This window comes from Mesorhizobium sp. B2-3-14 (assembly GCF_006442175.1).
GTDB lineage: Bacteria > Pseudomonadota > Alphaproteobacteria > Rhizobiales > Rhizobiaceae > Mesorhizobium > Mesorhizobium australicum.
In genome coordinates, this window is record NZ_VFVP01000006.1 from 282757 (window position 1) to 305390 (window position 22634).

The following is a 22634-nucleotide window of genomic DNA, read 5'->3' on the forward strand; positions in this document are numbered from 1 at the left end:
TACTCTATAACTGATATAGATTATGAACGCAATCAAAAAAGGAGACGAATGATGCGTGTGACTCGCAGCCAAGCTGAGCAGAACCGGCAAACCGTGATCGATGTAGCGAGCCGGCTTTTTCGGGAGCGCGGATTCGATGGCATCGGCGTCAAGGATTTGATGGAGGGCGCCGGGCTGACCCAAGGCGGGTTCTACAAGCAGTTCGCGTCCAAGGACGACTTGGTCGCGCAGGCGTCCAGACGGGCATTGGAAAGCGCTGCGAACCGATGGTCGACGGCGGCCGCGGCGAGCCCTGAGGACCCGCTTGGCGCCGTGATCGACTTCTATCTCAGCACGGGGCATCGCGAGGAAAGGATGGACGGCTGCCCGGTGGTTGCGCTTGGCTCGGATGCTGCCAGGCAAGGCGCCGAGGTGAAGGCATCATTTGAGGCCGGCATCCGAGAATACCTCGAGATGCTGGGCTCATGGGTTGGCGAGGCGGACGGCGATGCGCCCGGCGGTAAAGCCATGGCCGTTCTCTCGACAATGGTCGGCGCGGTCGTCCTCTCGCGCGCCGTCAATGATCCCGATCTCGCGAAGGCTTTTCTGAGTGCCGCCACCGCTCAGGTTCGCAAAGCCGTCGCGGCTTGAAAGCCGCACGCGCTGGCCAAGTGATAGGAGAATAGATGCGACGGATCGTTGTTACGGGCATGGGAGCGGTCACGCCGCTCGCGGCCAATGTCGAAGCGTCATGGTCGCGCCTGCTGGCCGGCCGTTCGGGGCTTCGAAAGCTTCCGGACGACATGGTGCGAGACCTGCCGGCGAAGGTCGGTGGAATGGTTCCTTCCTTGCTGGAAGACCCCGAAGTTGGCTTCGATCCAGACATCGTCCTGGCGCCGAAGGACCAGCGCAAGGCCGACCGCTTCATTGTCTTTGCGCTGGCGGCTGCGGAAGAGGCGGTTGCCCAGGCCAGGTGGAACCCGGTCTCGGACGATGACAGGACCCGCACCGCGACGATCATCGCGTCGGGTGTCGGAGGATTTCCCGCGATAACCGAAGCGGTGCGAACCGTCGACCTGCGCGGTGTTCGGCGTCTCTCACCGTTCACGGTGCCGTCGTTCCTGGTGAACATGGCGGCGGGACAGATTTCGATCCGATATGGGTTCAAGGGTCCGCTCGGCGCTCCGGTGACGGCCTGCGCGGCCGGCATCCAGGCGATCGGCGATGCGGCGCGTCTTATCCGCGCCAACGAGGCCGACATCGCGGTCTGCGGCGGAACGGAAGCCTGCATCAATACGGTCAGCCTCGGCGGCTTTGCCGCGGCACGCTCTCTTTCCACGTCCTTCAATCATCGTCCTGAGGAGGCCTCCCGCCCGTTCGACATGTCGCGCGACGGCTTCGTCATGGGCGAAGGCGCCGGCATCCTGGTCATCGAGGCATTGAGCCACGCGCTTGCGCGCGGCGCCAAACCGCTCGCCGAACTGGTCGGCTACGGCACGACGGCGGACGCTTATCACATCACCTCCGGCCCCGAGGATGGCGACGGTGCGCGCCGGGCCATGGAGATCGCGATTGCCCAAGCCGGTATTTCGGCACGGGAGGTCCGCCACCTCAACGCGCACGCGACCTCCACGCCAGTCGGCGACTTGGGGGAAATCGCCGCGATCAAAAGGGTCTTCGGAGAAGATTTCGGCATAGCCGTCAGCGCAACGAAGTCGGCGACCGGCCACCTGCTTGGCGCCGCCGGCGGGCTTGGCGCGATCTTCACGGTCCTGGCGCTCAGGGACCAGGTCGCACCGCCAACCCTCAATTTGAGCGCCCCCGATCCGGCAAGCGACGGGATCGACTTCGTCGCAAACCACGCCCGGCCGATGGAGATGGACTACGCGATTTCCAATGGCTTCGGCTTTGGCGGCGTGAACGCCAGCGCATTGTTCCGGCGCTGGACGGACTAGCCGCGGCTTGCGGCAATCGTGATGTCCTGGTCGGGCAGTGGCAGCCGGCGACAAGTTTACGCATGGCGACATCGTCGCCCCGCACCCGGGCGATGACTGCACGATACATTCGCGGGGGCACTTCAGGCGCGCGACAGTCCGTCTATCAGCGCCGTCAGCACGGCACGGTAGTCTTCGCCCGACGCACCGGCCTCGATGGCGAGCGCCGCGCGGTCGAAGGCGGCGGCAAGCAGGGCGGTCAGCGCTTCGGGCGGCAATCTTTTCATCGACTGCGTCCGCATCGCCGCGACAAGGCCCTCGCGCAGCGAGCGGTTGCCGTGGCGGTTGTCGATGGCGTCCATGGCGGCGCGGCCGAGCACGGCGGGGCCGTCGAGCAGCAAGAGCCGCGTGCGGCCGGGCGCGCGCATGGCCGTGAGATAGGCATCGGAACCGGCAATCAGCGCATCGCGGGCGCTGAGCGAAGGCGGGGAGGCGCTGTCAATCTCTCGCGCCACCGCCGCGGCTTCCTGTTCGACCACGGCGGCGAAAAGCGCCTGCTTGTCGGCGAAATGGTGGTAGAGCGCGCCGCGCGTCACGCCAGCGGCGGCAACGATCTCCGGTGTGCCGGTCTCGGCATAGGATTTTTCCGTGAACAGTTTGCGCGCCGCCGCGATCAGGTCGGCGCGCGTTGTCTCGGTGCGATCGCGATTGGAACGACACGCGGATTTCTGTTGCATACATGCAGCCTGTATGTTAATTCAATTTACATGCAAACTGTATGTCAGTTGACGGGAGAAGGAAAGATGAAGACGACGAGCTACTACCCGGTGCTGATGACCGGCGATGTCGCCGGCACCGCGGCCTTCTATGTCAGGCATTTCGGTTTCCGGCCGTTGTTTGAGAGCGACTGGTACGTGCATCTGCAGTCGGTGGACAACAAGCGCGTCAATCTCGGCATCGTCCAGGGCGACCACGAGACGATTCCCGAGGAGTGGCGGGGGCGAACCTCCGGGCTGCTGATCAATTTCGAGGTCCGTGATCCCGATGCGGTCCATGACCGGATCCTTGCTGCCGGCCTGCCTATCCTGCGAACGCTGCGTGACGAGCCTTTCGGCCAGCGCCACTTCATCACCAGGGATCCCAACGGCGTGCTGATCGACGTCATCAAGCCGATCCCGCCCAGCGAGGAATTCCTGGCGCAGTATGCGGAAGGCGCCAACGGGGGCTTGAACGGCAGCCTCAACTTGCCCGCGCCACCGGCGTCACCGCCACCTGGCTGACGCCGGTGCGGCGCACCACAGTGCACAGCGTCTCGCGGCCGATGCGCTCGGCGTCGAGCATGCGCACGAGGTCGTCGACGCCGGTCACCGGGCGGCCGTCGATTGCGGCGATGATGTCGCCTTCCCTGAGACCCGCCCTGGCCGCCGGGCCGTCCTTCTCGACGCTGCGCAGCCGTACCGCCGTGCTGGTCGAGACCTGCGACAAGAGAGCCGCGCGCCGCGGCAGGTTTACCGTGTCGGCGGAGACGCCAATGAAGGCGCGGCGCACGCGGCCGAAGCGGATGATCTCGGAAATGACGAAGTTCGCGGTGTTGGAGGCGACGGCGAAGGCGATGCCTTGCGCGCCATGGATCATGGCGGTGTTGACGCCGATAACCTCGCCGGCCGACGAGACCAGCGGACCACCGGAATTGCCGGGGTTGAGCGCGGCGTCGGTCTGGATGACGTCGTCGATCAGCCTGCCGGTCGAAGCCCGCATCGAGCGGCCGAGCGCCGAGACGACGCCCGAGGTGACGGTCCATTCGAAGCCCAGCGGATTGCCGATGGCAATCGCGATCTGGCCGCGCCGCAGCCGCTTGGAATCGCCCAGCGGCGCCACGTCGGCGAAGCTGCCGTCAGCGCGCACCAGGGCGATGTCGGTGTCGGGGTCGCGGCCGAGCACGCGGCCTTCGCTGGAGGCTCCGTCCGGCATCGAGACGCGTACCGTCCTGGCGTCACCCACGACATGGAAATTGGTGACGACCAACCCGTCGGGCGCGATGACGAAGCCCGAGCCATGGCCGCCCGGCCCCCCGATGCGCTCGATGCGGCAGACAGCCGGGCCGATGCGGTCGACCGCGTCGGCAACCGTCGTCGAATAGGCGTCGAGCAATGTCTCGTCCGGTTGGAATTTTGGCGCGGCGAGGGCCATGGGGGCTCCGTGTTTTCAGGCTTGATCGTGACTATATGTGCGGAGCGGCCGGAACCGCCGCGACCTGACCAGATGGCCAGTCGAACCCGCAACTAGCCGTCAGGCGAGTACCTCCTGGCGTACTGCCGAGCGATATCTGGGGCATGAGAAAACCCAGGAGATCATCATGAGCGACTTCAATCTGAATGCATTTTCCGATGCCATCGCCGATATCGCCGCCAAGGCGACGCCGACAACGGCAAGCTTCGCCACGCATCATCACCGCACGGCGAGCGCCTTCCACTGGGGCGACGGCTATTTCGTCACCGCCGAGGAAGCCGTCGAGGCCGGCGAGGAGATCGAACTGACGCTCGCCTCCGGCGAGACGGCGAAGGCCGAACTGGTCGGCCGCGATCCTTCGACGGGCGTCGCCCTGCTGAAGCCCGCGGATGCGGCCACCGCGCCTGTCCTCGATAGAGCCAGCCCCGTTCGGCCAGGCAATATCGCCATAGCTGTCGGCAGCAGCCAGGGCTCGGTGCTGGCCGTGTCGGGCTCGGTCGGCGAAGTCGGCCCGGCCTGGCGCTCGATGCGCGGCGGCACCATCGACCGGCGCATCAACCTGGCTGTCGGTGCCGGCGGCCGCTTCGAGGGTGGCCCGGTGCTGGACGCCAAGGGCGCGCTGATCGGCATGCTTCTGTTCGGCCCGCGTGGCCGCGCGCTGGTCATGCCCTATGAGACGATCGAACGCGCGGTGGCGACGCTGCGCGAAAAGGGTCATGTCGCACGTGGTTACCTCGGCGCCGGCCTGCATCCGGTACGCGACCGCGACGCGCGTGGCGCAATGGTGATGAGCCTCGACGACAATGGCCCGGCCAAGGCCGCTGGCCTCTCGCTCGGCGACATCATCGTGGCGTGGAACGGCGAGGCTGTGCATGGTCCGCGAGATCTGATCCGCCGGCTCGGGCCCGACAGCGCCGGTGCTTCGGTGAAGCTGGGTGTCGTGCGCGGCGGCGAACAGCGCGACGTCGTGCTGACGATCGGCGAAAAGCCGCTGAGCTGAGAGGACGGATGGAAAGCGACACGCTGACAAGGCCTGACGTGGCGCGCGGCGAACGCCAGCTCGTGGTGCTGATCGCACTGCGCGATGCCGTGCGTGCCGAGCGCTTGTCGGCTTCGCTTGCCATGGCCGACGATCTGCTGCCGGTCGTGGCCGGCGGCGGGGTCGCCGATGTCGCCATCGTCGATGACGCCGTCGCCAACAGCGCGGCCTCTGTCGATCGAGCCGGCGTCGGCAGCATCACGACGCCAAGGGTACTGCTTTCGGACCGCGCGGGCGGGCCGCAAGGCCAGGTGTTTGCGGTGCTGCCGTTGGCCGCGGACGCAGCTTTGATCGCCGCTGCCGTCAGGCTGGCCGCCGCCGGCTACCGGGTGTCCGGCGAAGGGCGTTCGATGCTGGATAGGCATGAGGATTTCGACCGCGGTGATGCGGCCGATGGGGATGGAAGCCATAGCGGGTTGTTCGGCGAGGAAACGGTCGACGATGGCGCCGCCGCCCGGCCAGCGCTGTCGCCGCGCGAGGCGGAAGTGCTGGCGCTGCTGGCCGAAGGGGCGCCCAACAAGGTGATCGCGCGGCGGCTCAACATCTCCGTCCACACAGCGAAGTTCCATGTCGCCGCGATCCTGATCAAGCTCGGTGCCGCCAATCGTACGGACGCCATCGCGATCGCGATGCGGCAGGGGCTGGTTCTGGTTTAGGAGTGGATGTCGGGCAAGTCTGACGATTATCTTCAGAGGTCGGCGCTGCCGCTCATCCGCCTACCGGCACCTTCTCCCCGTATAATGACAGGGAGAAGGGAGTTGCCGCGACCTCGGCGCTCCTTTTGCAAAGGTGATGATTGGCGAAGTCCGCGATGAGAGCGTCTTTCTCCCCGTCACTATACGGGGAGAAATGCCCGGCAGGGCAATGAGGGGCGGCGCGACGGTGCGGACGAAGTATCCGTCAGCTGCTCGGTGTTTCGAGTTCATCGTAACCGAGTACTTCGTCTTCGGTCATTGGGCGGTCCCGATCAGGTATCCGGCCTGCTTGCTCTGAAATTTCCATCAGCCTCGCGATCAGGTCAGACTCGTTTTGCTGAGAAGTCAGGTGTTCGCGAGCAGTTTCGTTTTCGAGGCTCTGCCGGATCGCTTCGGTCACCGGCACACCACGGCTCTTGGCAAGTTCTCGGGCCAACCGCTCCACTTCGACATTCTTGATGAACAAAGCCATTTGGTGATCTGCCATCCGGTATGGAATCATACGCCAAATCGGTTTCGGCGCCACGTCGTTTGCAGCCGACAAGGCACGGTACCCTCCGCTACGTCACCATCGCGTCGCACCACAAGCTCTTGTATCCCGCTCTGGCGCGCGCAAGGATCGCGACACAAGACAATCCAGGCGGAGGAAAAATGTCGCTCAAGGGAAAGACGCTGTTCATCTCCGGCGGGTCACGTGGCATCGGGCTGGCGATCGCGCTGCGCGCCGCGCGCGACGGCGCCAATGTGACGATCGCCGCCAAGACGGCGGAGCCGCATCCGAAGCTGCCGGGAACGATCTACAGCGCCGCTGAAGAGATCGAGCAGGCCGGCGGCAAGGCACTGCCGGTGCTATGCGACATCCGCGAGGAAGCGCAGGTGGCCGAGGCGGTCGGCAGAACCGTCGAGAAATTCGGCGGCATCGATATCTGCGTCAACAATGCCAGCGCCATCCAGCTTACCGGCACGCTGGAAACCGACATGAAGCGCTACGATCTGATGCATCAGATCAACACGCGCGGCACCTTCCTCGTGTCCAAAATGTGCATTCCACACCTGAAGTTGGCGAAGAACCCTCACATCCTGAATCTGGCGCCGCCGCTCGACATGAAGGCCAAATGGTTCAAGAACCATGTCGCCTACACCATGGCCAAGTTCGGCATGTCGATGTGCACGCTGGGCATGAGCGCGGAATTCGCCAGGGATGGCATCGCGGTCAATTCGCTGTGGCCGATCTCGACCATCGACACGGCCGCGGTGCGCAACCTTCTGGGCGGAGCGACGGTCGCGGCGATGAGCCGGTCGCCCGACATCATGGCCGATGCCGCGCACGCGATCTTCATGCGGCCGTCGCGCGAGGCATCAGGCAATTTCTATATCGACGAAGAGGTGCTGCGCGCCGAGGGCGTCAGCGATTTCTCGGTCTATGCGCCTAACGCAACCGGACCGCTGGCCGGAGATTTTTTTGTGCCGGATGAGGTGTTTGCCAGGACGGACAGCAAGATCAGGAACATCTACTGAAGGGGATTCTGCCGCCGCCGCTTGCTTTCAAAAAAGGACTCGACATCGAACGGCTCCGGTTCATGTGGCTGGTGCCCTCATCGATTCCCGACGAAGCTGCTCAAGCCTCTGATCGCCGTTTTCTTCTGTAGGCATCAAGTGGATCTGAAAGCAAAAAACCCCGCCGGAGAGGGCCGGCGGGGCTCAATGCGTCCCGCTGGAGTCGGGACGGGGCAGGGAACGCCCAGTCAGGAATCTGGGGTGCGAAGCCCGGTGATTCAATGAGCCGGCTCCAAGGCCTGTACAATTCTTGTTGACCCGGGCCGTGCCGTCGGCAGTTCGTCCCATCCCGGTTGATCGGGATGGGACCTTGTTGCCGACCTGATTCCAAAAATCACTGCAAGTGGCTGGAAAAGCAGGTCAGTTGTTGCTCGCCACCGGCGCCACGAGCGAGGTGATGCGGCGGATGGCGACGCGCCGGTTCTCGCGGTTGGGCGCCGAGGTGTCGACCTTCAGGTACTCCTCGCCATAGCCCTGTGTCGTCAGGTTCTCGGGCGGGATGCCGAAGGCGTTGGTCAGCGCTTCGGCGACCGCTTCGGCGCGACGGTCCGACAGAGCAAGGTTTGCCTCGGGCGTGCCGACGGCGTCGGTGTGGCCCTCGATCAGGAAGGTCTCGGCCGGGTTCTTTTTCAACAGCTTCTCCATGGCGTCGGCGACACCCTGGAGCTTCTGTACCTCGGTGTCGGAGATCGAGGACGAGCCGAATTCGAAATTCAGCGTGTCGAGGTCGATCCGCCGTGCAATGTCACGCACGCGGGCCGAACGCTTGACCTCGTTGATCGAATACAGACGCTGCACTTTCTCCACCGGCGGCTGTTCGAGGAAGGTGTAGTAGTCGTCGGGGCTTTCGACATCCTCGGAATCGAGGATGTAGTCCCGGCGCGGGATGGTCAGCCGCATCGGCGGCAGGTCATCGCCGGGATCGCGCCAGTCATCTTCGTCCTGGTAGCTGCGCTCGTCGACATAGCTCAGCACATATTCGCGACCGTCGGGCGCGATGCGCGACCGCTGCAGGATGTCGCCGTAGCGGTTGCGTATGGTGACGATCCGGAAGCCATTGTCGCGCTCGACCGTCTCGCGCGTGCGGCCTTGCGGCAGGTCCTCGTAGTAGACATCCTTGGCGCCGCGGGTCAGGCGCGGGCGATCGTTGCTTTGGACGAACGTCTGGTCGTTGAACTGGACGATCACCCGGTCGCCGATTTCCTTGAGCACGTCGACGCCCTTGGGCCGGCGGCGGTCACGGATGTCCTCGTCAGGCGCGCGCTCGAGCCGCTTGCCCTTCTCCTGCGTCACCGGGACGATTTTTTCCGTCTTGATCGCCTCCTGGGCGGCTCTGTCGTCGGTTGGAGGCGGACCCTGATCCACCGGCGCCACTACCGGCTTCCGGCCCTGGTCACCGCCTTGCTGGGCATTCTGCCCACCATTCTGCTGCCCGCCGTTCTGCTGTTCGCCATTCTGGTTGGCGGGCTGGGTGGCCGGGTTCCCGCCGCCCTGGCCGTTCTCGCCGCGACCCTTGCGCCTGGCATCCTTCTGGCTGTCGAGGATGGGGGCGGCATTCTTGTCGGCGGGGGCTTCGCCCTGAACCGGGTTTTCGCCCTGGACAGGCGCGGCCTTCCCATTGGTAGCGGCCCCACCGGTGGCGGGCTGCTCTCCCGTCGCCGGCTGTTCGCCGGTGGTGGGCTGCCTACCGGTCTGCGGCTGTTCGCCGGTCGCGGGCTGCTCGCCATTCGCCGGCTGTTCGCCAGCCGGTTTCCTGCCGTGCTTCTTCGTCTTGTCTTGGGATTGCTCGCCCTGGGCGGGAACCTGCTCGCCGGCGGGAGGGGATTCAACCTTCGGCGTCGCTTCGCCGGCAGGAGCCTGCTTCGGTGTCGGAGCGGTCTCCGGCACGGCGGACGGCGCCTCTTTCTGCTGGTCCAGCTTGTGTTTCCTGCCAGGCTTGGTCGGCTGGTTGTCGTTGGCAGGCGCGGCCTCGCCGGCGGGCGCCTGCTCGGTCTGCTGCTGGTCGCGCTTCTTCCTGCGCGGCTGCTGCTCGTCGGTTGCGGGCGCGGCCTCGCCGGCGGGCGCCTGTTCGGTCTGCTGCTGCTGGTCGCGCTTCTTCCTGCGCGGCTGCTGCTCGTCGGTTGCGGGCGCGGCCTCGCCGGCGGGCGCCTGCTCGGCCTGCTGCTGCTGGTCGCGCTTCTTCCTGCGCGGCTGCTGCTCTTCAGCCGCGGGGGCGGGCTGCTGCGCGGCCGGAGCGGTCTCGGTCTGCTGTTGCTGCTCGCGCTTCTTCTTGCGCGGCTGTTCCTCGTCGCCCTGTCCCTGGTCGGTGGGGGTGTCCTGCGCCAGGATGATCAGCGGTGTCCCCCCGCGTTGCATGGGGCCGAACGCGGCTGTCCCCTGAAGCGGGGACGCGCCTAACGGCGCGGATGCCATCAACAGGCCAAGGGCTGTGCCTGCCAGAATCCGTGGTTGGCGTTTCATCGAAATTCTCCTTGTGGGGTCCCATCCTTGCCGAAACCGCTTTTAACGAAATTGGTTCCAGTTGCCCATCGTTAGGGGCTGTACAGGGCTATTGGCCGACCTTTTGAAGGCAACTTCATGTCATTCGGCCCCCTTTGCAGCCTCATTCCGGCTGTCGCCGCGCTTGACCTTGGTGGCGGCTGGGGCCACATGCCGGAAATGGAAACCCCGTTCTGGAAGACCAAGACGCTGGAAGAGATGAGCCCCACCGAGTGGGAATCGCTCTGCGACGGCTGCGGCAAGTGCTGCCTGTCCAAGCTCGAGGACGAGGACACCGGTGAAATCTACTGGACCAGCGTCGGCTGCCGGCTGTTCGACGCCGAGAGCTGCCGCTGTGCGGACTATGCCAACCGGCTGGCGCGCGTTCCCGACTGCGTCGGCCTGACGCCGCAGAATGTGCGCACCATCAGCTGGCTGCCCAGCACCTGCGCCTACCGGCTGGTGGCCGAGGGCCGCGACCTCTACTGGTGGCATCGGTTGGTTTCCGGCAGTGTCGAGACCGTGCACGAGGCCGGCATTTCCATGCGCGGCCGGGTCAAGGCGAGCGAGACCGACCTGGCCGAGCCGGAAGACTATTTTGACTTTATGCTCGACGACGAGCCCTGACGCGCGCGGTAGATCGTCAGGAGTTGCCTGTCGGGAACCGTGCGAGGGCGAGGCGCCTGGCGCGATATTGTTGAATGCCGGCAAGGGATTTGGCCGGCGAGGGATTTGGCCGGCGAGATTTGCAAGGTCGGCGCTTTGCCCGTGTGGCGCTACATGAACCGCGGATGAACGGGCAGTTCGTAAATAGTTCAGACAGGCCGGTGCATTCTCCCGCCATCGGTTTCACGAGGAGGGCGCAAGCCCGCAACAAGGAGAGAGAACCATGTACACCACCATCAAGACGGCAGCGCTTTCGGCTCTGGTCGGCCTCGGCACGCTGGCGGCCATCCCCGCCCATGCCGACAGCCTCTATCTTGGCTTCGGCAACAACCAGGATCCGCGCTTCGGCGTCTATGCCGGCGACGACGGCTATCGCCATCGCCGGGACGAGCGCCGCGACGACTGGCGCCGTGGCTGCTCGCCGGACCGCGCCCTCGACAAGGCCGAGCGCATGGGGCTGCACCGTGCCCGCATCGTCGATGTCAACCGCCGCGTGGTCAAGGTGATGGGCCGTCAGTACGGCGACCGCGTCGTCATCGTGTTCGCCAACGAGCGCGGTTGCCCGGTCATCAACCGCTGAGAATCTCAGGCGTGGACCTTCTGTGAAGGTCTGGAGCCCCTTTCCCTCGGGAAAGAAGTGGCCCGAAATCCCCGCGGAAGCGATTCCGCGGGGTTTTTAATGCCCGCGGCGGTCTGTCTTGAGCAGGTCCGTGGCCAAGCAATGCTCGGCCACGGCGTCCAGCGCCGCCTACTTCAGTTCGAAGGTAACGGTGACCTGGACATTGTAGGCGTTCTCGCCGGCCTGTACCGGCGCCGCGCCGGCCGCGGCGTCGAATGCCTTGGCGTTGATCGGCATCGGCGCCGGCCTGATGTTCTGGTCGGTGATCTCGAGCACCCGGCCCAGGCTGACCCCGGCCGCCTCGGCCAGCGTCCTGGCCTTGGCCATGGCGTCGGCGACAGCTTTCTTGCGCGCCTCGGTGACGGTGGCCGCCGGATTGTCATTGGTGAAGGCGATGCCGCCGCCCTGGTTGACGCCGAGCGACACCGCCTTGTCGAGGATCTCGCCTGTCTTGTCGACGTCGCGCACGCGCACCGAGAGCGTGTTGGTCACCTGATAGGCGACGAGTTCGGCCTCCTGGCTGCCGTCCGGCTTGTTGGTGTAGTTGTAGCGGGGGTTGATCTGGATGCCCGCGGTCTGCAGGTCGCGATCCTTGATGCCGGCGGCCTTCATCGCGGCGATCACCGCGGCCATGGCATCATTGTTGGCGTCGAGTGCGGCACGCGCCGTCTTGGCTTCGCGCATGACGCTGAGCGTCAGCACCGCCAGATCGGGGGCCACGGTTGCTTCGCCCTCGCCGGACACGATGATGCGGGGCGGCGTCGGCAGATCGGTGGCTCCAGCCATCGCCGGAAAAGCGATTGCAGCGGCGAGCGCGAGGGGCAAAAGATGTCTGGTCATGAAAATCTCCTTGGTCTGCGATCAAGTCGCAGGGGGGCGCGTAGAGCGCGATTATGGGTTGATTTGGGCGATCTGCGAAAGCCCGCCGGGAAAGCCTTGTGCCGCGATGCGAAAAACATTAATCCAGCCCGCGTGGGGCCTGTAGCTCAATGGTTAGAGCCGGCGGCTCATAACCGCTTGGTTGGGGGTTCGAGTCCCTCCGGGCCCACCATTGTTGTTATTTACCAATAGCGTACGGGCAAGTTCGCCCGCGGGTTCGCCAAACGGGATATTGCCGTCCCGGGAGCACAATGATCGTGACGCAGAAAGGGATCACCCTGAAAGACGTGGCCGCCGCGGCCAACGTTTCGCGCGCCACGGCGGCGCGGGCGCTCAACAGTTATGGTTACGTCGGCGACGGTACGGCTTTGCGCGTGCTGGAAGCCGCCGAGCGACTGGGCTATCGCGCCAACCTCGTCGCGCAGGCCCTGCGCAGCGGGCAACTGCCGATCGTCGGCTTCATTCCCGGCGACATCCAGAATCCGTTCTTCGCGCGCATTGCCCATGATATCGAGGCGGAACTGCGCAGGCACCGCCACAATCTTCTGATCGCCAGCAGCGAAGAGAATGTCGAACAGGAAAAGGAACTGCTCGAAAGCCTGCGTTCGCTCAGCATCCGTGGCTTCATTCTCGCGCCGACCTCGGCGACGGACAGCCAGCATATCGTGCAGCTCGCCCGTGAGGGCACGCCGGTCGTGCTGATCGACCGTGTCGTCAAGGAAGTGCACTGCGACAGCGTCGTCGTCGACAATGAAGGCGGTGCGCGCGCGGCCGTGGACTACCTGGTTGCCAATGGCCATGAGCGCATCGGCCTGTTGCGGGACGAATCGCGCATCTTCACCGCGCAGGAGCGCCTTGCCGGTTACCAGAATTCGCTTGCGGCGCATGGCATTGCCCTCGACCCGTCGCTGGTCAGCGTATCACGCTCGACCGTGGAACATGCTGTCGAAGCCACCATTCGACTGTTCAGCCGCCGCGATCGTCCGACCGCCCTGTTCACCGTGGACAGCCTGATGACCCAAGGCGCGTTGCTCGGCCTGCGCTCGATGGGACTGGCGATCCCGCATGATGTTTCGCTGGTCGGCTTCGACGATTTCAACCTCGCCACCTTCACCGATCCCCAGATCACCGTCATTGCGCAGCCGACAGCCGAAATAGGGCCGCTTGCCGCCAAAATGCTGCTCGACCGCCTGGCCGGCAAGAAGCTGGCCGCGCGCCACACGCGCTTCCCGACCCGTCTCATCGTTCGCGGCTCGGTCTCGCGGCTGCACGGGCGCTGATCGCCCGATCCAACTAGGCTCTTCCGCGAATTGGTCATGCGAGGGGGCTTGCCAACCTCTGAAATGCGTGCGTTAAATATGTGAGATCGATCTCACAATCAGCCTGATCGATGGTGGCCGCGGCGATCGCCGGCGGTGCCTGCAACGAGCGGACGCCCTGCCGCAGCGAAAATACGAGGAAGACCTGCATGCTCAACTTTGACAAAGACCGCTTCATCAAGATCCAGGGCGGAGCCGTCTCCTTCGCCGGAGAGGCGAGGGCGCTCATGCACCGGCTGCTCGGCGAGGGCGTCGAGCGGCTCTATTTCATGGGGACCGGTGGCGTGCAGCTTCTGACCCTTCCAGCGATCGAGCTGGCCGAGCGCAGTACGAGCTTCCCGGTGCGGGGAGAGTATCCGGCGCAGGTCGTGCTTGATCCGCCCGCCGGGCTGGACCGGAAATCGCTCGTGGTCATCCCGTCGCTTTCGGGCACGACCAGGGAAAGCGTGCAGCTGCTTTCCTTCCTGAAGCAGAGAGGCGTGCGCACGCTCTCGCTCACCGGCCATTCCGACACGCCGCTTGCCAGGGAAGCCGATTTCACCTTCACGAACTTCGCGGAGGACGACACCTCTTCGGAGTCCTTCTATCTGCAGTCGCTGCTGATCGTGCTGGCACTGCTGGCCGAGCGAGGCGAATACGAGGACTTCGACGCCACCGTGGCCGAGCTCAAGAGACTGCCGGAACTGCTGGTTGGGGCAAAGGCGGCCTACGAAGACAGCGCGGCGAAACTCGCCGACACGATCAAGAACGAAACCTATCACATCTTCACCGGCGCCGGCTCCGTCTGGCCGCAAGCCTACTATTACGGCATGTGCATTCTGGAAGAGATGCAGTGGATCAGGACCAGACCGGTCCATGCCGCCGACTTCTTCCACGGCACGCTGGAGCTGGTTGAACCGGGTGTGAGCGTATTCCTCTTCAAGGGGGAAGATGCCAGCCGTCCGCTGGGTGATCGCGTCGAAAATTTCATCAAACGATATACCGACAAGGTGCACGTTCTCGATGCCGCGTCGGTCGAACTGCCCGGTATCTCGCCTGCTGTCCGCAAGCTGATCTCGCCGATCGTGCTTGCGACGTTGCTGGAACGGGTGAGCGCGCATCTGGAAGTGTTGCGCAATCACCCGCTGACGACGCGCCGCTACTACAAGCGCGTCGAATACTGATCACCTCACCTCATAAAAACGAAGAAGGGAACTGATCATGAAATATTCAACACAGGCGGCAATCGCCGCGCTTGCCGCGGCATCGGCACTGGGTCTGACTATGGGACAGGGTATCGGCGCCGAGGCGGTCCAGGCCGATCCGAACGCTAAGGTCGATTACCAGGGAACGCTGTCGGTCCTGACGAAATTCGGCGCGCAGCAGCTCGCGCCGTATTTTGTCGGCGTCGCCCAGGACTATGAGAAGCTTCATCCCGGCGTGAAGATCGAACTCATCCAGGAAAGCGACGACAGCGTCAAGGACAAGACCAAAACGCTGGTCGCGTCGAACTCGCTCCCGGACATCTACTTTTCCTGGACCGGCAGCTGGGGCGGAAATTTCGTGCGCGGCCATCGCGCCGTCGACCTGACCCCGGTCATCGGGCCCGATACCGAGTGGGGCAAGACACTGACGCCGGCGGCCGTTCAGGCCTTCATGTACAATGGCAAATACTACGGTATTCCGCTCTATCTCGACGCAAAATTCATGGGCTACAACAAGCAGGCGTTCTCCAAACTCGGCCTGAGCGCGCCCAAGACCTTCGAGGAGCTCCTGTCGTCCTGCGAGACGATCCGGAAATCGGGCATGACGCCGATCTCTTTCGGCAACAAGGAAGCCTGGCCGGCAATCCACTATGTGGGGCAGCTGCTCGCCTACGACGTTCCGCAGGCGGTACTCGAGAAGGATTTCGACCCCGGCACGGCGGACTATAGCGACCCGGGCTATGTCGCCGCGCTCACCCAGTACAAGCAGCTCATCGACAGTTGCACGGATGGCGGCGCCTCGGTGAACGGCACCTCCTATTCGTCGGCCATCCAGACCTTCAGCAACACGAAATCGGCCATGTACTACCAGGAAATCATCGAGTTCGATCAGAGCGCTTCGGCGGATTCCGCTTTGAAAGTATCCGATCTGGGCTTCTTCACCCTGCCTGTGCCGAACGGCGCGAAGGGCGACGCGAAAGCGATCGAAGGCGCGCCGGAAGGCTACATGATCAGTTCCGCCTCCACCAACATCCCGCTGGCGATCGACTTCATGAAATTCGTCACGTCCAAGCAGAATGGCCAGGTGCTCTCGGCTCCGCCCTACGGGCAGCCCAGCGCGACCATCGGCGGGGCGTCGGAAGCCAACATGAACCCTTCCGTCGTGGCCGGCCTCAAGGAGATCGCCTCCGCTTCCTACCTGATGCCGTGGCTGGACACGGTGAACCCGCCGCGCGTGGCCTCCGCCTGGCTGTCCAGCCTCCAGGCCCTCACCGGCGGCTCGATGACGCCGGAACAGGTCATGGAGCAGGTCAAGCAGGCGGCCGCGGCATCGAAATAGGCCAATGGCGAATCCCGGTCTGGCCAGAATGGAAGGCGCTGCCTTGAGCAACGCCAAGGGCGAGCCGGCGGCGAAAGCCGGCCGCCGGTTCCGCCACTGGGGCTCGCTCCGGTGGGTCGCCGTCGCCGTGATCCTGGTCGGCTGGTTCGTGTATTACCCGATCGTCGACAACTTCATCGTCAGCACCACCGACGAGGATATTTTTACCGGCGAGACCACGAATATCGGCCTCGCCAACTATGAGCGGCTGCTGCACGACCCGGTCGTCTGGGTGGCGTTGTGGAACAACACGCTCTACGCGTTGATCTCCATCGTCTTCCAGGTCGGCGGCGCCTTCGTGCTGGCGGCGCTGATCGAGGGGCTGGGCAGCGAGCGGCAAAGGCGCTTCTGGCGGGCGATTTATTTCATTCCGTCCGCGATCTCGATCACCGTGACCGGCCTGCTGTTCTATTTCATCTACCAGCCGGATATCGGGCTCTTGAACGCCGGGCTCAGGCGCATTGGCCTGGAACAACTCATCCAGCCCTGGCTCGGCGGCGAGCACACGGCGATCTACGCGATCATCGCGATGAGCCAGTGGCAGGGCTTCGGCTATTCGACGCTCCTGTTCGCGATCGCGATCCAGAAGATTCCGCGCGATCTCTATGATGCCGCGGTCATGGACGGAGCCGGACCGCTGCGCAGGCTGTGGAGCGTGACGCTGCCGCTGACCCGCGAGATGACCGGCCTGATGATCATCGTCACCATCACCGGCGCGTTCCAGGTGTTCAACGAGGTCATGGTCATGACCGCCGGCGGCCCCAACAACCGCAGCCAGGTGCTTGGCACATGGCTTTACCAGCAGGGCTTCATCCAGAACAATTTCGGCTACGGCGCCGCGATCGCCGCCGTGATCTTCGCCGTGACCATGATCACCGGAGCGGCCCAGCTTTGGTACACCAGGCGCCGGAGGGTCGAGCTGTGACGGTGATGGCGGCCAGCGGGCGGACCGCGCGCCCGGCCTTCGGGAGCGCTCTTGCGAAAGCCTTTCTGTACTCGTTCCTGATCTGTCTCGGCATCGTCGTGCTTTATCCGCTGGTCTGGATGGCGCTCAACGGCTTCAAGGATAATGGGCAGATCTTCGGCGACCCGTTCGCGCTGCCGTCGCGGTGGACCTGGGGCAATTATGTGCAGGCCTGGAACCGGGGCGTCCGCGACTATCTGGTCTCGAGCCTGCTGGTGACCGTCGCTTCAGCGATCTGCACGGTGCTGATCAGCGCCTGGACCGCCTACGGGCTGACGCGAACGCCAATGCCCGGCAAGCCGCTTATCGTCGGTCTGGTTCTTGGCGGCCTCATGCTCAGTCCGACCGTGGCGCTGATCCCGCTGGTGCGGATGCTGCAGGCCATCGGCCTCTACAACACCTACTGGGCGCTGATCATCCTCTACACGGCGTTCCGGATTCCGTTCAGCACCTTCCTGATCCGCGCCTACATGCTTGGGCTGCCGAAGGATCTCGACGAGGCGGCCCGCATCGACGGCGCCAGCGAGGGGCAGATCTTCTGGCGTATCATCCTGCCGCTGTGCCAGCCGATCATCATCTCCTGCATCATCCTGCACGTGCTGTTCGCCTGGAACGAGTATTTGTTCGCGATGGTCTTCACCAATGGATCGGCGGTGCAGACGCTGCCCGTCGGCCTCACCTCGCTGATGTCCAAGAACGGCACCAATTACGGCGTCGTCTTCGCGGCGATGACGATCTCGGCCCTGCCGATCGTCCTGCTTTTCTTCGCCGCACAGCGGTACTTCATCCGCGGCCTCTCCGAAGGCATCGGCAAATAAATCACCGGGAAGGACATCCATGCCGCAATTCAAGGTCGACCAGCTGATTGGGGCCAACTTCGCGTTCCAGCATTACGCATTCGAGCGCGTTGCCGAGATCCTTCGCGGCTTCGGCTTCAAGGAGATCGAGCTTTGGGGCATCGCGCCGCATCTCGACCTGTTTAATGCGACAGACGCGCATGTTCGATCGGTTCGCGAGATACTTGCGCAGAACAGCCTGACGGTCTGGTGCTTCACGCCCGAGCAGGTGATCTATCCGATTAACATCGCGTCGGGCGACGGCGCATACCGCCGCGACAGCGTCAGGCGGTTCTGCCGCGCGGCGGACATATGTGCCGAACTGGGCGCCCGATATTTGTTCCTGACGTCCGGGCGTGGATATGAACACGACCCGCCGCAAGAGGCGTGGGCACGGTCGGCCCAGTCGCTTGCGGAGATCGCCGCCCATGCGTCCTCGCTCGGCGTGCGCTGCCTGCTCGAGCCGCTGCAACGCGTCGAAACCAACGTCGTCACCAATGCGGCGGGCCTGCGCGAAATGCTCGACCAGATCGGCGCCGACACCATGGACGTGGTCCTGGACACCGTCGGCATGGCCACTGCCGGCGATACCGTGGCCGACTATGTCAGGCTGTTCGGGCCGCGCCTCGCGCATGTGCAGATCGTCGACGGGCTGCCGGCGGGGCATCTTGTCTGGGGCGACGGCAAGCTTCCGATCGGCCAGTATCTCGACGACCTCGCCGCGTCGGGCTATCGGGGGAAACTGACCTTCGAGCCGTTCGGAAATGGCTCCTATGCTCTGGACCCGGTCGCGGCGTGGACACGCAATCTCAAGGCGATCGAGCCCCACATGACGCGGGCGCCGACAGCAGCATGACCGGAGGAGTATCGCCCAATCTGGTCGCCGTCGGTGACAACTGCCTCGACGTCTATCTCAACAAGGACCTCCTGACCGTCGGCGGGAACGCCCTCAACGTTGCCGTTCAATGGCGCCGCAATGGCTGGAGCGCACGCTATTTCGGCGCCGTTGGCGATGATCCTGAAGGTGAGATAACGCTCCGCGAGATCGAGACCGCCGGGCTGTCCCGCAACGATGTCGAGATGATCTCCGGCGATACTGCGGTGACCTTGCTGCGCGATCAGTCGGGCGACCGTACTTTCCTGTTCGAATCCTTCGGCGTCGGCGAGAATTACATGCCCGCGCCGCGCAGCTGGCAGGTCATTTCGAAAGCCGACTGGGTGCATCTGGGCACCAATGCCAACGAGGATCTCGTGCGCCGCCTGGTTCGCGAGCGCGTGCCGTTCAGTCTCGACGTCTCGACCGCGCATCTGGCCTTGCCACTGGAGGGCGTGCCTCTGGTCTTCGCGTCCGGTCCAGACGAGCCGAGCGTGCCGGTCGAGCCCCTCATGACCGCGCTGCGGTCGGCCGGGGCGCGCCAGGTCGTGCTCACCTGCGGCAGCCGCGGCGCCTATTTCCGCGACAGTCAAGGCGTTCGCCATGTCGAGGCGTCGCCGACCGCCGTCGTGGACACGTGCGGTGCGGGAGACAGCTTTATCGCCACCTTCATCACCGCGTTCTGCTTCGCGGGTCTCGACGCCGACGATGCCATGCGAAAAGCCTCTCTCGACGCCAGCAGGACCTGCACGCATCTCGGCGGCTTCCCGCAGAAACCGCGCCCTATCCCCGACTGGCTGCCGCTGAAATATGCCGACGTGATCAATCGCGAGACGAGGGTCTGACATGGCCACTTTACGGATGAGACAGCCGGCGGTCGCGGCGACAGCCGATCGGTCGTTCTGGCTGCAGGACATTGCCGCTGCCCCGGCGACCCAACCCTTGGTCGGCGGCGAGCAGGCCGACGTGGTAATCGTCGGCGGCGGCTACACCGGGCTGTGGACGGCGTTGCGGATCCGCGACCTGGCTCCCGAAACCCGCGTCATGGTGCTCGAGGCCGATCAGTGCGGCTCGGGCGCTTCGGGGCGCAATGGCGGACAGGTGCATTCCTGGTTCGCCGAGCTCGATCAGATCAGCGCCGTCGTCGGCGAGGAGGAGGGGCGGGCGCTTTGCGCCGATAGCGTCGATGCCATTGCAGAGCTGGAGAAACTTCAGCGCGACGGCACGATCGATATGGATCTTCGTCTCGACGGCTGGCTGTGGACGGCCAGTTCCACGGCCCAGGAGGGAGCCTGGAACCGCGCTGTCGCGATGACCGAGGCAGCCGGGGCCAACCGCTTCCGGCAGCTGACCGGCGAGGAGATCAAGCAGCGGACCGGGTCTTCCGCCTCCTATGCCGGCGTCGTCGAGGCGAATGCCGGAACCGTGCATCCAGCCAAGCTGGCCACCGGCCTGCGCGATCTGGCGATCGCTCGCGGCGTGGTCGTCCATGAGCGCAGCCCCGTCACCGAAATCGTGCCCGGCAGGACCTGCCTGGTCCGGACCGCGCAGGGCGAGGTGAGGGCCGAGAAGGTCGTGCTGGCGGCCAATGCCTGGCTGTCGGCGCTGCCCGAACTGCGACGGCATCTCTACGTGGTCGCGAGCCAGGTGGTCGCGACCGCGGAAATCCCTGACTTGCTCGACCGGATCGGCTGGCGCGACGGAGCCTCCATCTGCGACGCGCAGCGCCAGGTCCTCTATTACCAGCGCACTCCGAAAGGCCGGGTGGTCTTCGGCCGCGGCAGCGGCAACATCGCCTATGCGGGCAATTTCGGCCAAAGCTTCAACCGCAGCCCCGAACACGGACGGGACAATATCCGCGAACTCGGCCGCGTCTACCCCGAACTGCGAGGGGTGGCGATCGACTATGATTGGGCGGGCCCGATCGACTGCGTGCCGGAGCATGTCCCCGTCTTCGATCACTTGAAGGGTCATCATAACATTTTCTTTGGCATGGGCTACAACGGGACCGGCATTGCCCAGACCCCAATCGGCGGCCGCGTCCTCGCCAGCCTTGTTCTGGAACGGAAGGATCGCTGGAGCAGCAGTGGGCTGGTGGGGCTCGATCGGCGCAAGACGATGCCTCCGGAACCGTTCCGCTATCTCGGCGCCAAGCTTGTGCGCGCCGCGATCGTGCGCCGGAACGACGTCGAGATCCGCAACGGGATGCCAGGCGCTCTAACGCGATTCCTGTCGGAACGCACGCCGGGCGGCGGGGACTAGGCATCTTTAAACCCGCACGGACCTGTTGTGGCGCCTTTCTGGTGAACATGGGCGCGGACGCTGGCGGTCCGATTACCCGAACGCCCTTCAGCTTTCCTTGTTGAGGTCGCCCGCGCCGGGAGTAATAGTCGCCCGGGAATTTGCGAGGAGGAAGGGATGACGGTGAATTTCGACCCGAGGGCGAAGGCCACGTCGCTCTACCATGGCGAATTCCGGCCGATGTTCATCGGCGGCAAGTGGGTCGCCGCGCAGTCCGGCGAGGTGATGCAGGCGCTGAACCCGGCGACCGGCGAGGTGCTGGCGACGGTGCCGCGTGGCGGAGCCGCCGATGTCGATGCGGCGGTCGCGGCAGCGCGCGCGGCTTTCGAAGGTCCATGGTCGAAATTCTCGCCCTATGAGCGGCAATGCGTGCTGCTCAGGATCGCCGACCTGTTCGAGACACATTGGGAAGAGCTCAGCGTTTCCGACACGCTCGACATGGGACTGCCGATCACGCGCACGCTGGCCAACCGGCGCCGCGTCATCGGCATGCTGCGCTTCTATGGCGGCATGGCGACGGCGCTGCATGGCGAGGCGATCGACAATTCGATCCCCGGCGAGATCGTCACCTTCACAAGGCGCGAGCCGGTTGGCGTCGTTGGCGCGATCATTCCCTGGAACGCGCCGACCGCGGCCTCGATCTGGAAGATCGCGCCGGCGCTCGCCACGGGCTGTGCCATCGTGCTGAAACCGTCCGAGGAGGCATCGCTGACGCCGCTGCTGATCGGCCGGCTGATGCAGGAAGCCGGCGTGCCCGACGGCGTCGTCAACATCGTCACCGGAACCGGGGCCGAAGCGGGCGCGCGGCTCGCCGAACATTCCGACGTCAACAAGATCGTCTTCACCGGCTCGACGCTGACAGGTCAAGCGATCGCGCGGGCCGCTGTCACCAACCTCAAGCGCGTCTCGCTTGAGCTCGGCGGCAAGTCACCGATCATTGTCTGCCGCGACGCCGACATCGACAAGGCTGTCCCAATCGCGGCGATGGCGGTGTTCGTGCATTCGGGCCAGATCTGCATTGCCGGCTCGCGCCTGTTCGTGGCGCGCGAGATCCATGACGAATTCGTGCGCCGGCTGGCGGAGTTCGCCGGAAAACTGCGCATCGGCCACGGCATCGAGGCGGAGACCGAAATCGGGCCGCTCATCAATGCCAGGCAGGCCGGCAAAGTGGAAGACTACATCAAGGCCGGCAGCGACGAAGGCGCCCAACTGGTCGTCGGCGGGGCGCGGCTGACAGGCGAACTCTATGATGGCGGCAACTTCATCGCGCCGGCCGTTTTCGGCGCGGTGTCGGACACCATGACCATCGCGCGGGAGGAGATTTTCGGACCCGTTATTTCGGCGATGCCGTTCGACACGCTGGACGAGGCCGTCGCGCGCGCCAACGCGACGCCCTACGGGCTTGCGGCCGGCGTCTTCACCACCCACCTCGGCACCGCGCACAAGCTAGCCCGCCGCATCAAGGCCGGCTCGGTCTGGGTCAACATGTACCACGCCATCGATCCGGCCGTGCCTTTCGGCGGGATGAAGATGTCCGGCCATGGCCGCGAGGGCGGCATCGAGCATCTGCACGAGTATCTGGAGACCAAATCCGTCTGGATCCAGACGGATTGAGGGCGTGGCGATGTTCAGGTGAGGGCGCCCGCGGTCCGGGCCCGTCGCCGACTGCCGCGCATCGGCCGGAGCAAGGCCCTTGTTCAGGA

At 64.8% G+C, this 22634-nt stretch carries 22 protein-coding genes and 1 tRNA gene; 18 read left to right on the forward strand and 5 right to left on the reverse strand.

Annotated elements, in window-relative coordinates:
• Positions 1–51 precede the first annotated feature (51 nt).
• Together FJ950_RS18285 and fabF are read left to right on the forward strand one after the other, a co-directional pair.
• Positions 52–630: a TetR/AcrR family transcriptional regulator gene (locus FJ950_RS18285; protein WP_015316237.1), complete on the forward strand. Its 579-nt coding sequence runs from the start codon at positions 52–54 to the stop codon at positions 628–630.
• Positions 631–665: 35 nt separating this feature from the next.
• Positions 666–1934 carry a beta-ketoacyl-ACP synthase II gene (fabF, locus tag FJ950_RS18290; protein ID WP_015316238.1) on the forward strand — a complete coding sequence of 423 codons (1269 nt, stop codon included), beginning with the start codon at positions 666–668 and terminating at the stop codon, positions 1932–1934.
• 122 nt (positions 1935–2056) lie between these two features.
• Here the strand turns inward: fabF and FJ950_RS18295 are convergent, their stop codons facing one another.
• The gene (locus FJ950_RS18295) at positions 2057–2650 is read right to left on the reverse strand and encodes a TetR/AcrR family transcriptional regulator (protein ID WP_140617808.1); all 594 of its coding nucleotides are present in this window, start codon (positions 2648–2650) and stop codon (positions 2057–2059) included.
• A gap of 66 nt (positions 2651–2716) precedes the next feature.
• Here FJ950_RS18295 and FJ950_RS18300 point away from each other — a divergent pair, with 66 nt between their 5' ends.
• Complete coding sequence (locus tag FJ950_RS18300) at positions 2717–3193, forward strand: VOC family protein (protein WP_140617809.1); 477 nt, start codon at positions 2717–2719, stop codon at positions 3191–3193.
• On the opposite strand, the gene FJ950_RS18305 is transcribed toward FJ950_RS18300, so the two are convergent.
• Entirely contained in the window at positions 3153–4103 is a 951-nt protein-coding gene (locus FJ950_RS18305; RefSeq protein ID WP_140617810.1) for a trypsin-like peptidase domain-containing protein, read from the reverse strand. The two genes, FJ950_RS18300 and FJ950_RS18305, sit on opposite strands and share 41 nt — an antisense overlap.
• Before the next feature lie 166 nt (positions 4104–4269).
• On the opposite strand from FJ950_RS18305, the gene FJ950_RS18310 reads away from it, so the two are divergent.
• Positions 4270–5142, forward strand: coding sequence for a S1C family serine protease (locus FJ950_RS18310; RefSeq protein WP_140617811.1), 873 nt, complete (start codon positions 4270–4272; stop codon positions 5140–5142).
• 8 nt (positions 5143–5150) lie between these two features.
• Positions 5151–5837, forward strand: coding sequence for a helix-turn-helix transcriptional regulator (locus FJ950_RS18315; protein WP_140617812.1), 687 nt, complete (start codon positions 5151–5153; stop codon positions 5835–5837).
• Positions 5838–6081: 244 nt separating this feature from the next.
• Here the strand turns inward: FJ950_RS18315 and FJ950_RS18325 are convergent, their stop codons facing one another.
• Positions 6082–6348 carry a type II toxin-antitoxin system VapB family antitoxin gene (locus FJ950_RS18325; RefSeq protein WP_140617813.1) on the reverse strand — a complete coding sequence of 89 codons (267 nt, stop codon included), beginning with the start codon at positions 6346–6348 and terminating at the stop codon, positions 6082–6084.
• 179 nt (positions 6349–6527) lie between these two features.
• Between FJ950_RS18325 and FJ950_RS18330 the strand changes: the two genes are divergently transcribed.
• The gene (locus FJ950_RS18330; RefSeq protein ID WP_140617814.1) at positions 6528–7394 is read left to right on the forward strand and encodes an NAD(P)-dependent oxidoreductase; all 867 of its coding nucleotides are present in this window, start codon (positions 6528–6530) and stop codon (positions 7392–7394) included.
• A gap of 399 nt (positions 7395–7793) precedes the next feature.
• Here FJ950_RS18330 and FJ950_RS18335 read toward each other — a convergent pair whose 3' ends face one another.
• Positions 7794–9893: an OmpA family protein gene (locus FJ950_RS18335; protein WP_140617815.1), complete on the reverse strand. Its 2100-nt coding sequence runs from the start codon at positions 9891–9893 to the stop codon at positions 7794–7796.
• 198 nt (positions 9894–10091) lie between these two features.
• Here FJ950_RS18335 and FJ950_RS18340 point away from each other — a divergent pair, with 198 nt between their 5' ends.
• Positions 10092–10538: a YcgN family cysteine cluster protein gene (locus FJ950_RS18340; RefSeq protein ID WP_140617863.1), complete on the forward strand. Its 447-nt coding sequence runs from the start codon at positions 10092–10094 to the stop codon at positions 10536–10538.
• Positions 10539–10800: 262 nt separating this feature from the next.
• Positions 10801–11157, forward strand: a complete 357-nt coding sequence (locus FJ950_RS18345) for a hypothetical protein (protein ID WP_015316248.1) — start codon at positions 10801–10803, stop codon at positions 11155–11157.
• Positions 11158–11325: 168 nt separating this feature from the next.
• Here FJ950_RS18345 and FJ950_RS18350 read toward each other — a convergent pair whose 3' ends face one another.
• Complete coding sequence (locus tag FJ950_RS18350; protein WP_140617816.1) at positions 11326–12036, reverse strand: SIMPL domain-containing protein; 711 nt, start codon at positions 12034–12036, stop codon at positions 11326–11328.
• Between the two features lie 135 nt (positions 12037–12171).
• Here FJ950_RS18350 and FJ950_RS18355 point away from each other — a divergent pair.
• The 10 genes from FJ950_RS18355 to FJ950_RS18400 all read left to right on the forward strand — a co-directional run bounded on the left by FJ950_RS18355 (position 12172) and on the right by FJ950_RS18400 (position 22545).
• Positions 12172–12247: transfer RNA gene (locus FJ950_RS18355), tRNA-Ile, on the forward strand.
• A 79-nt stretch (positions 12248–12326) separates the two neighbouring features.
• Positions 12327–13355 carry a LacI family DNA-binding transcriptional regulator gene (locus FJ950_RS18360; protein ID WP_140617817.1) on the forward strand — a complete coding sequence of 343 codons (1029 nt, stop codon included), beginning with the start codon at positions 12327–12329 and terminating at the stop codon, positions 13353–13355.
• A gap of 188 nt (positions 13356–13543) precedes the next feature.
• Positions 13544–14557 (forward strand): SIS domain-containing protein, encoded by a 1014-nt coding sequence (locus tag FJ950_RS18365; RefSeq protein ID WP_140617818.1) that lies wholly within the window; start codon positions 13544–13546, stop codon positions 14555–14557.
• A 37-nt stretch (positions 14558–14594) separates the two neighbouring features.
• Positions 14595–15917 (forward strand): ABC transporter substrate-binding protein, encoded by a 1323-nt coding sequence (locus tag FJ950_RS18370; protein WP_140617819.1) that lies wholly within the window; start codon positions 14595–14597, stop codon positions 15915–15917.
• A gap of 4 nt (positions 15918–15921) precedes the next feature.
• The gene (locus FJ950_RS18375; protein ID WP_224527425.1) at positions 15922–16881 is read left to right on the forward strand and encodes a sugar ABC transporter permease; all 960 of its coding nucleotides are present in this window, start codon (positions 15922–15924) and stop codon (positions 16879–16881) included.
• Positions 16882–16886: 5 nt separating this feature from the next.
• Positions 16887–17738 (forward strand): carbohydrate ABC transporter permease, encoded by an 852-nt coding sequence (locus FJ950_RS18380; protein WP_041163763.1) that lies wholly within the window; start codon positions 16887–16889, stop codon positions 17736–17738.
• A gap of 19 nt (positions 17739–17757) precedes the next feature.
• Positions 17758–18612 carry a sugar phosphate isomerase/epimerase family protein gene (locus FJ950_RS18385; protein WP_140617820.1) on the forward strand — a complete coding sequence of 285 codons (855 nt, stop codon included), beginning with the start codon at positions 17758–17760 and terminating at the stop codon, positions 18610–18612.
• Positions 18609–19475: a PfkB family carbohydrate kinase gene (locus FJ950_RS18390; RefSeq protein ID WP_140617821.1), complete on the forward strand. Its 867-nt coding sequence runs from the start codon at positions 18609–18611 to the stop codon at positions 19473–19475. The genes FJ950_RS18385 and FJ950_RS18390 overlap by 4 nt, the downstream gene beginning before the upstream one ends.
• Before the next feature lies 1 nt (position 19476).
• Positions 19477–20892 (forward strand): FAD-dependent oxidoreductase, encoded by a 1416-nt coding sequence (locus FJ950_RS18395; RefSeq protein ID WP_140617822.1) that lies wholly within the window; start codon positions 19477–19479, stop codon positions 20890–20892.
• A gap of 156 nt (positions 20893–21048) precedes the next feature.
• Positions 21049–22545, forward strand: a complete 1497-nt coding sequence (locus tag FJ950_RS18400) for an aldehyde dehydrogenase family protein (RefSeq protein ID WP_140617823.1) — start codon at positions 21049–21051, stop codon at positions 22543–22545.
• Positions 22546–22634 lie beyond the last annotated feature (89 nt).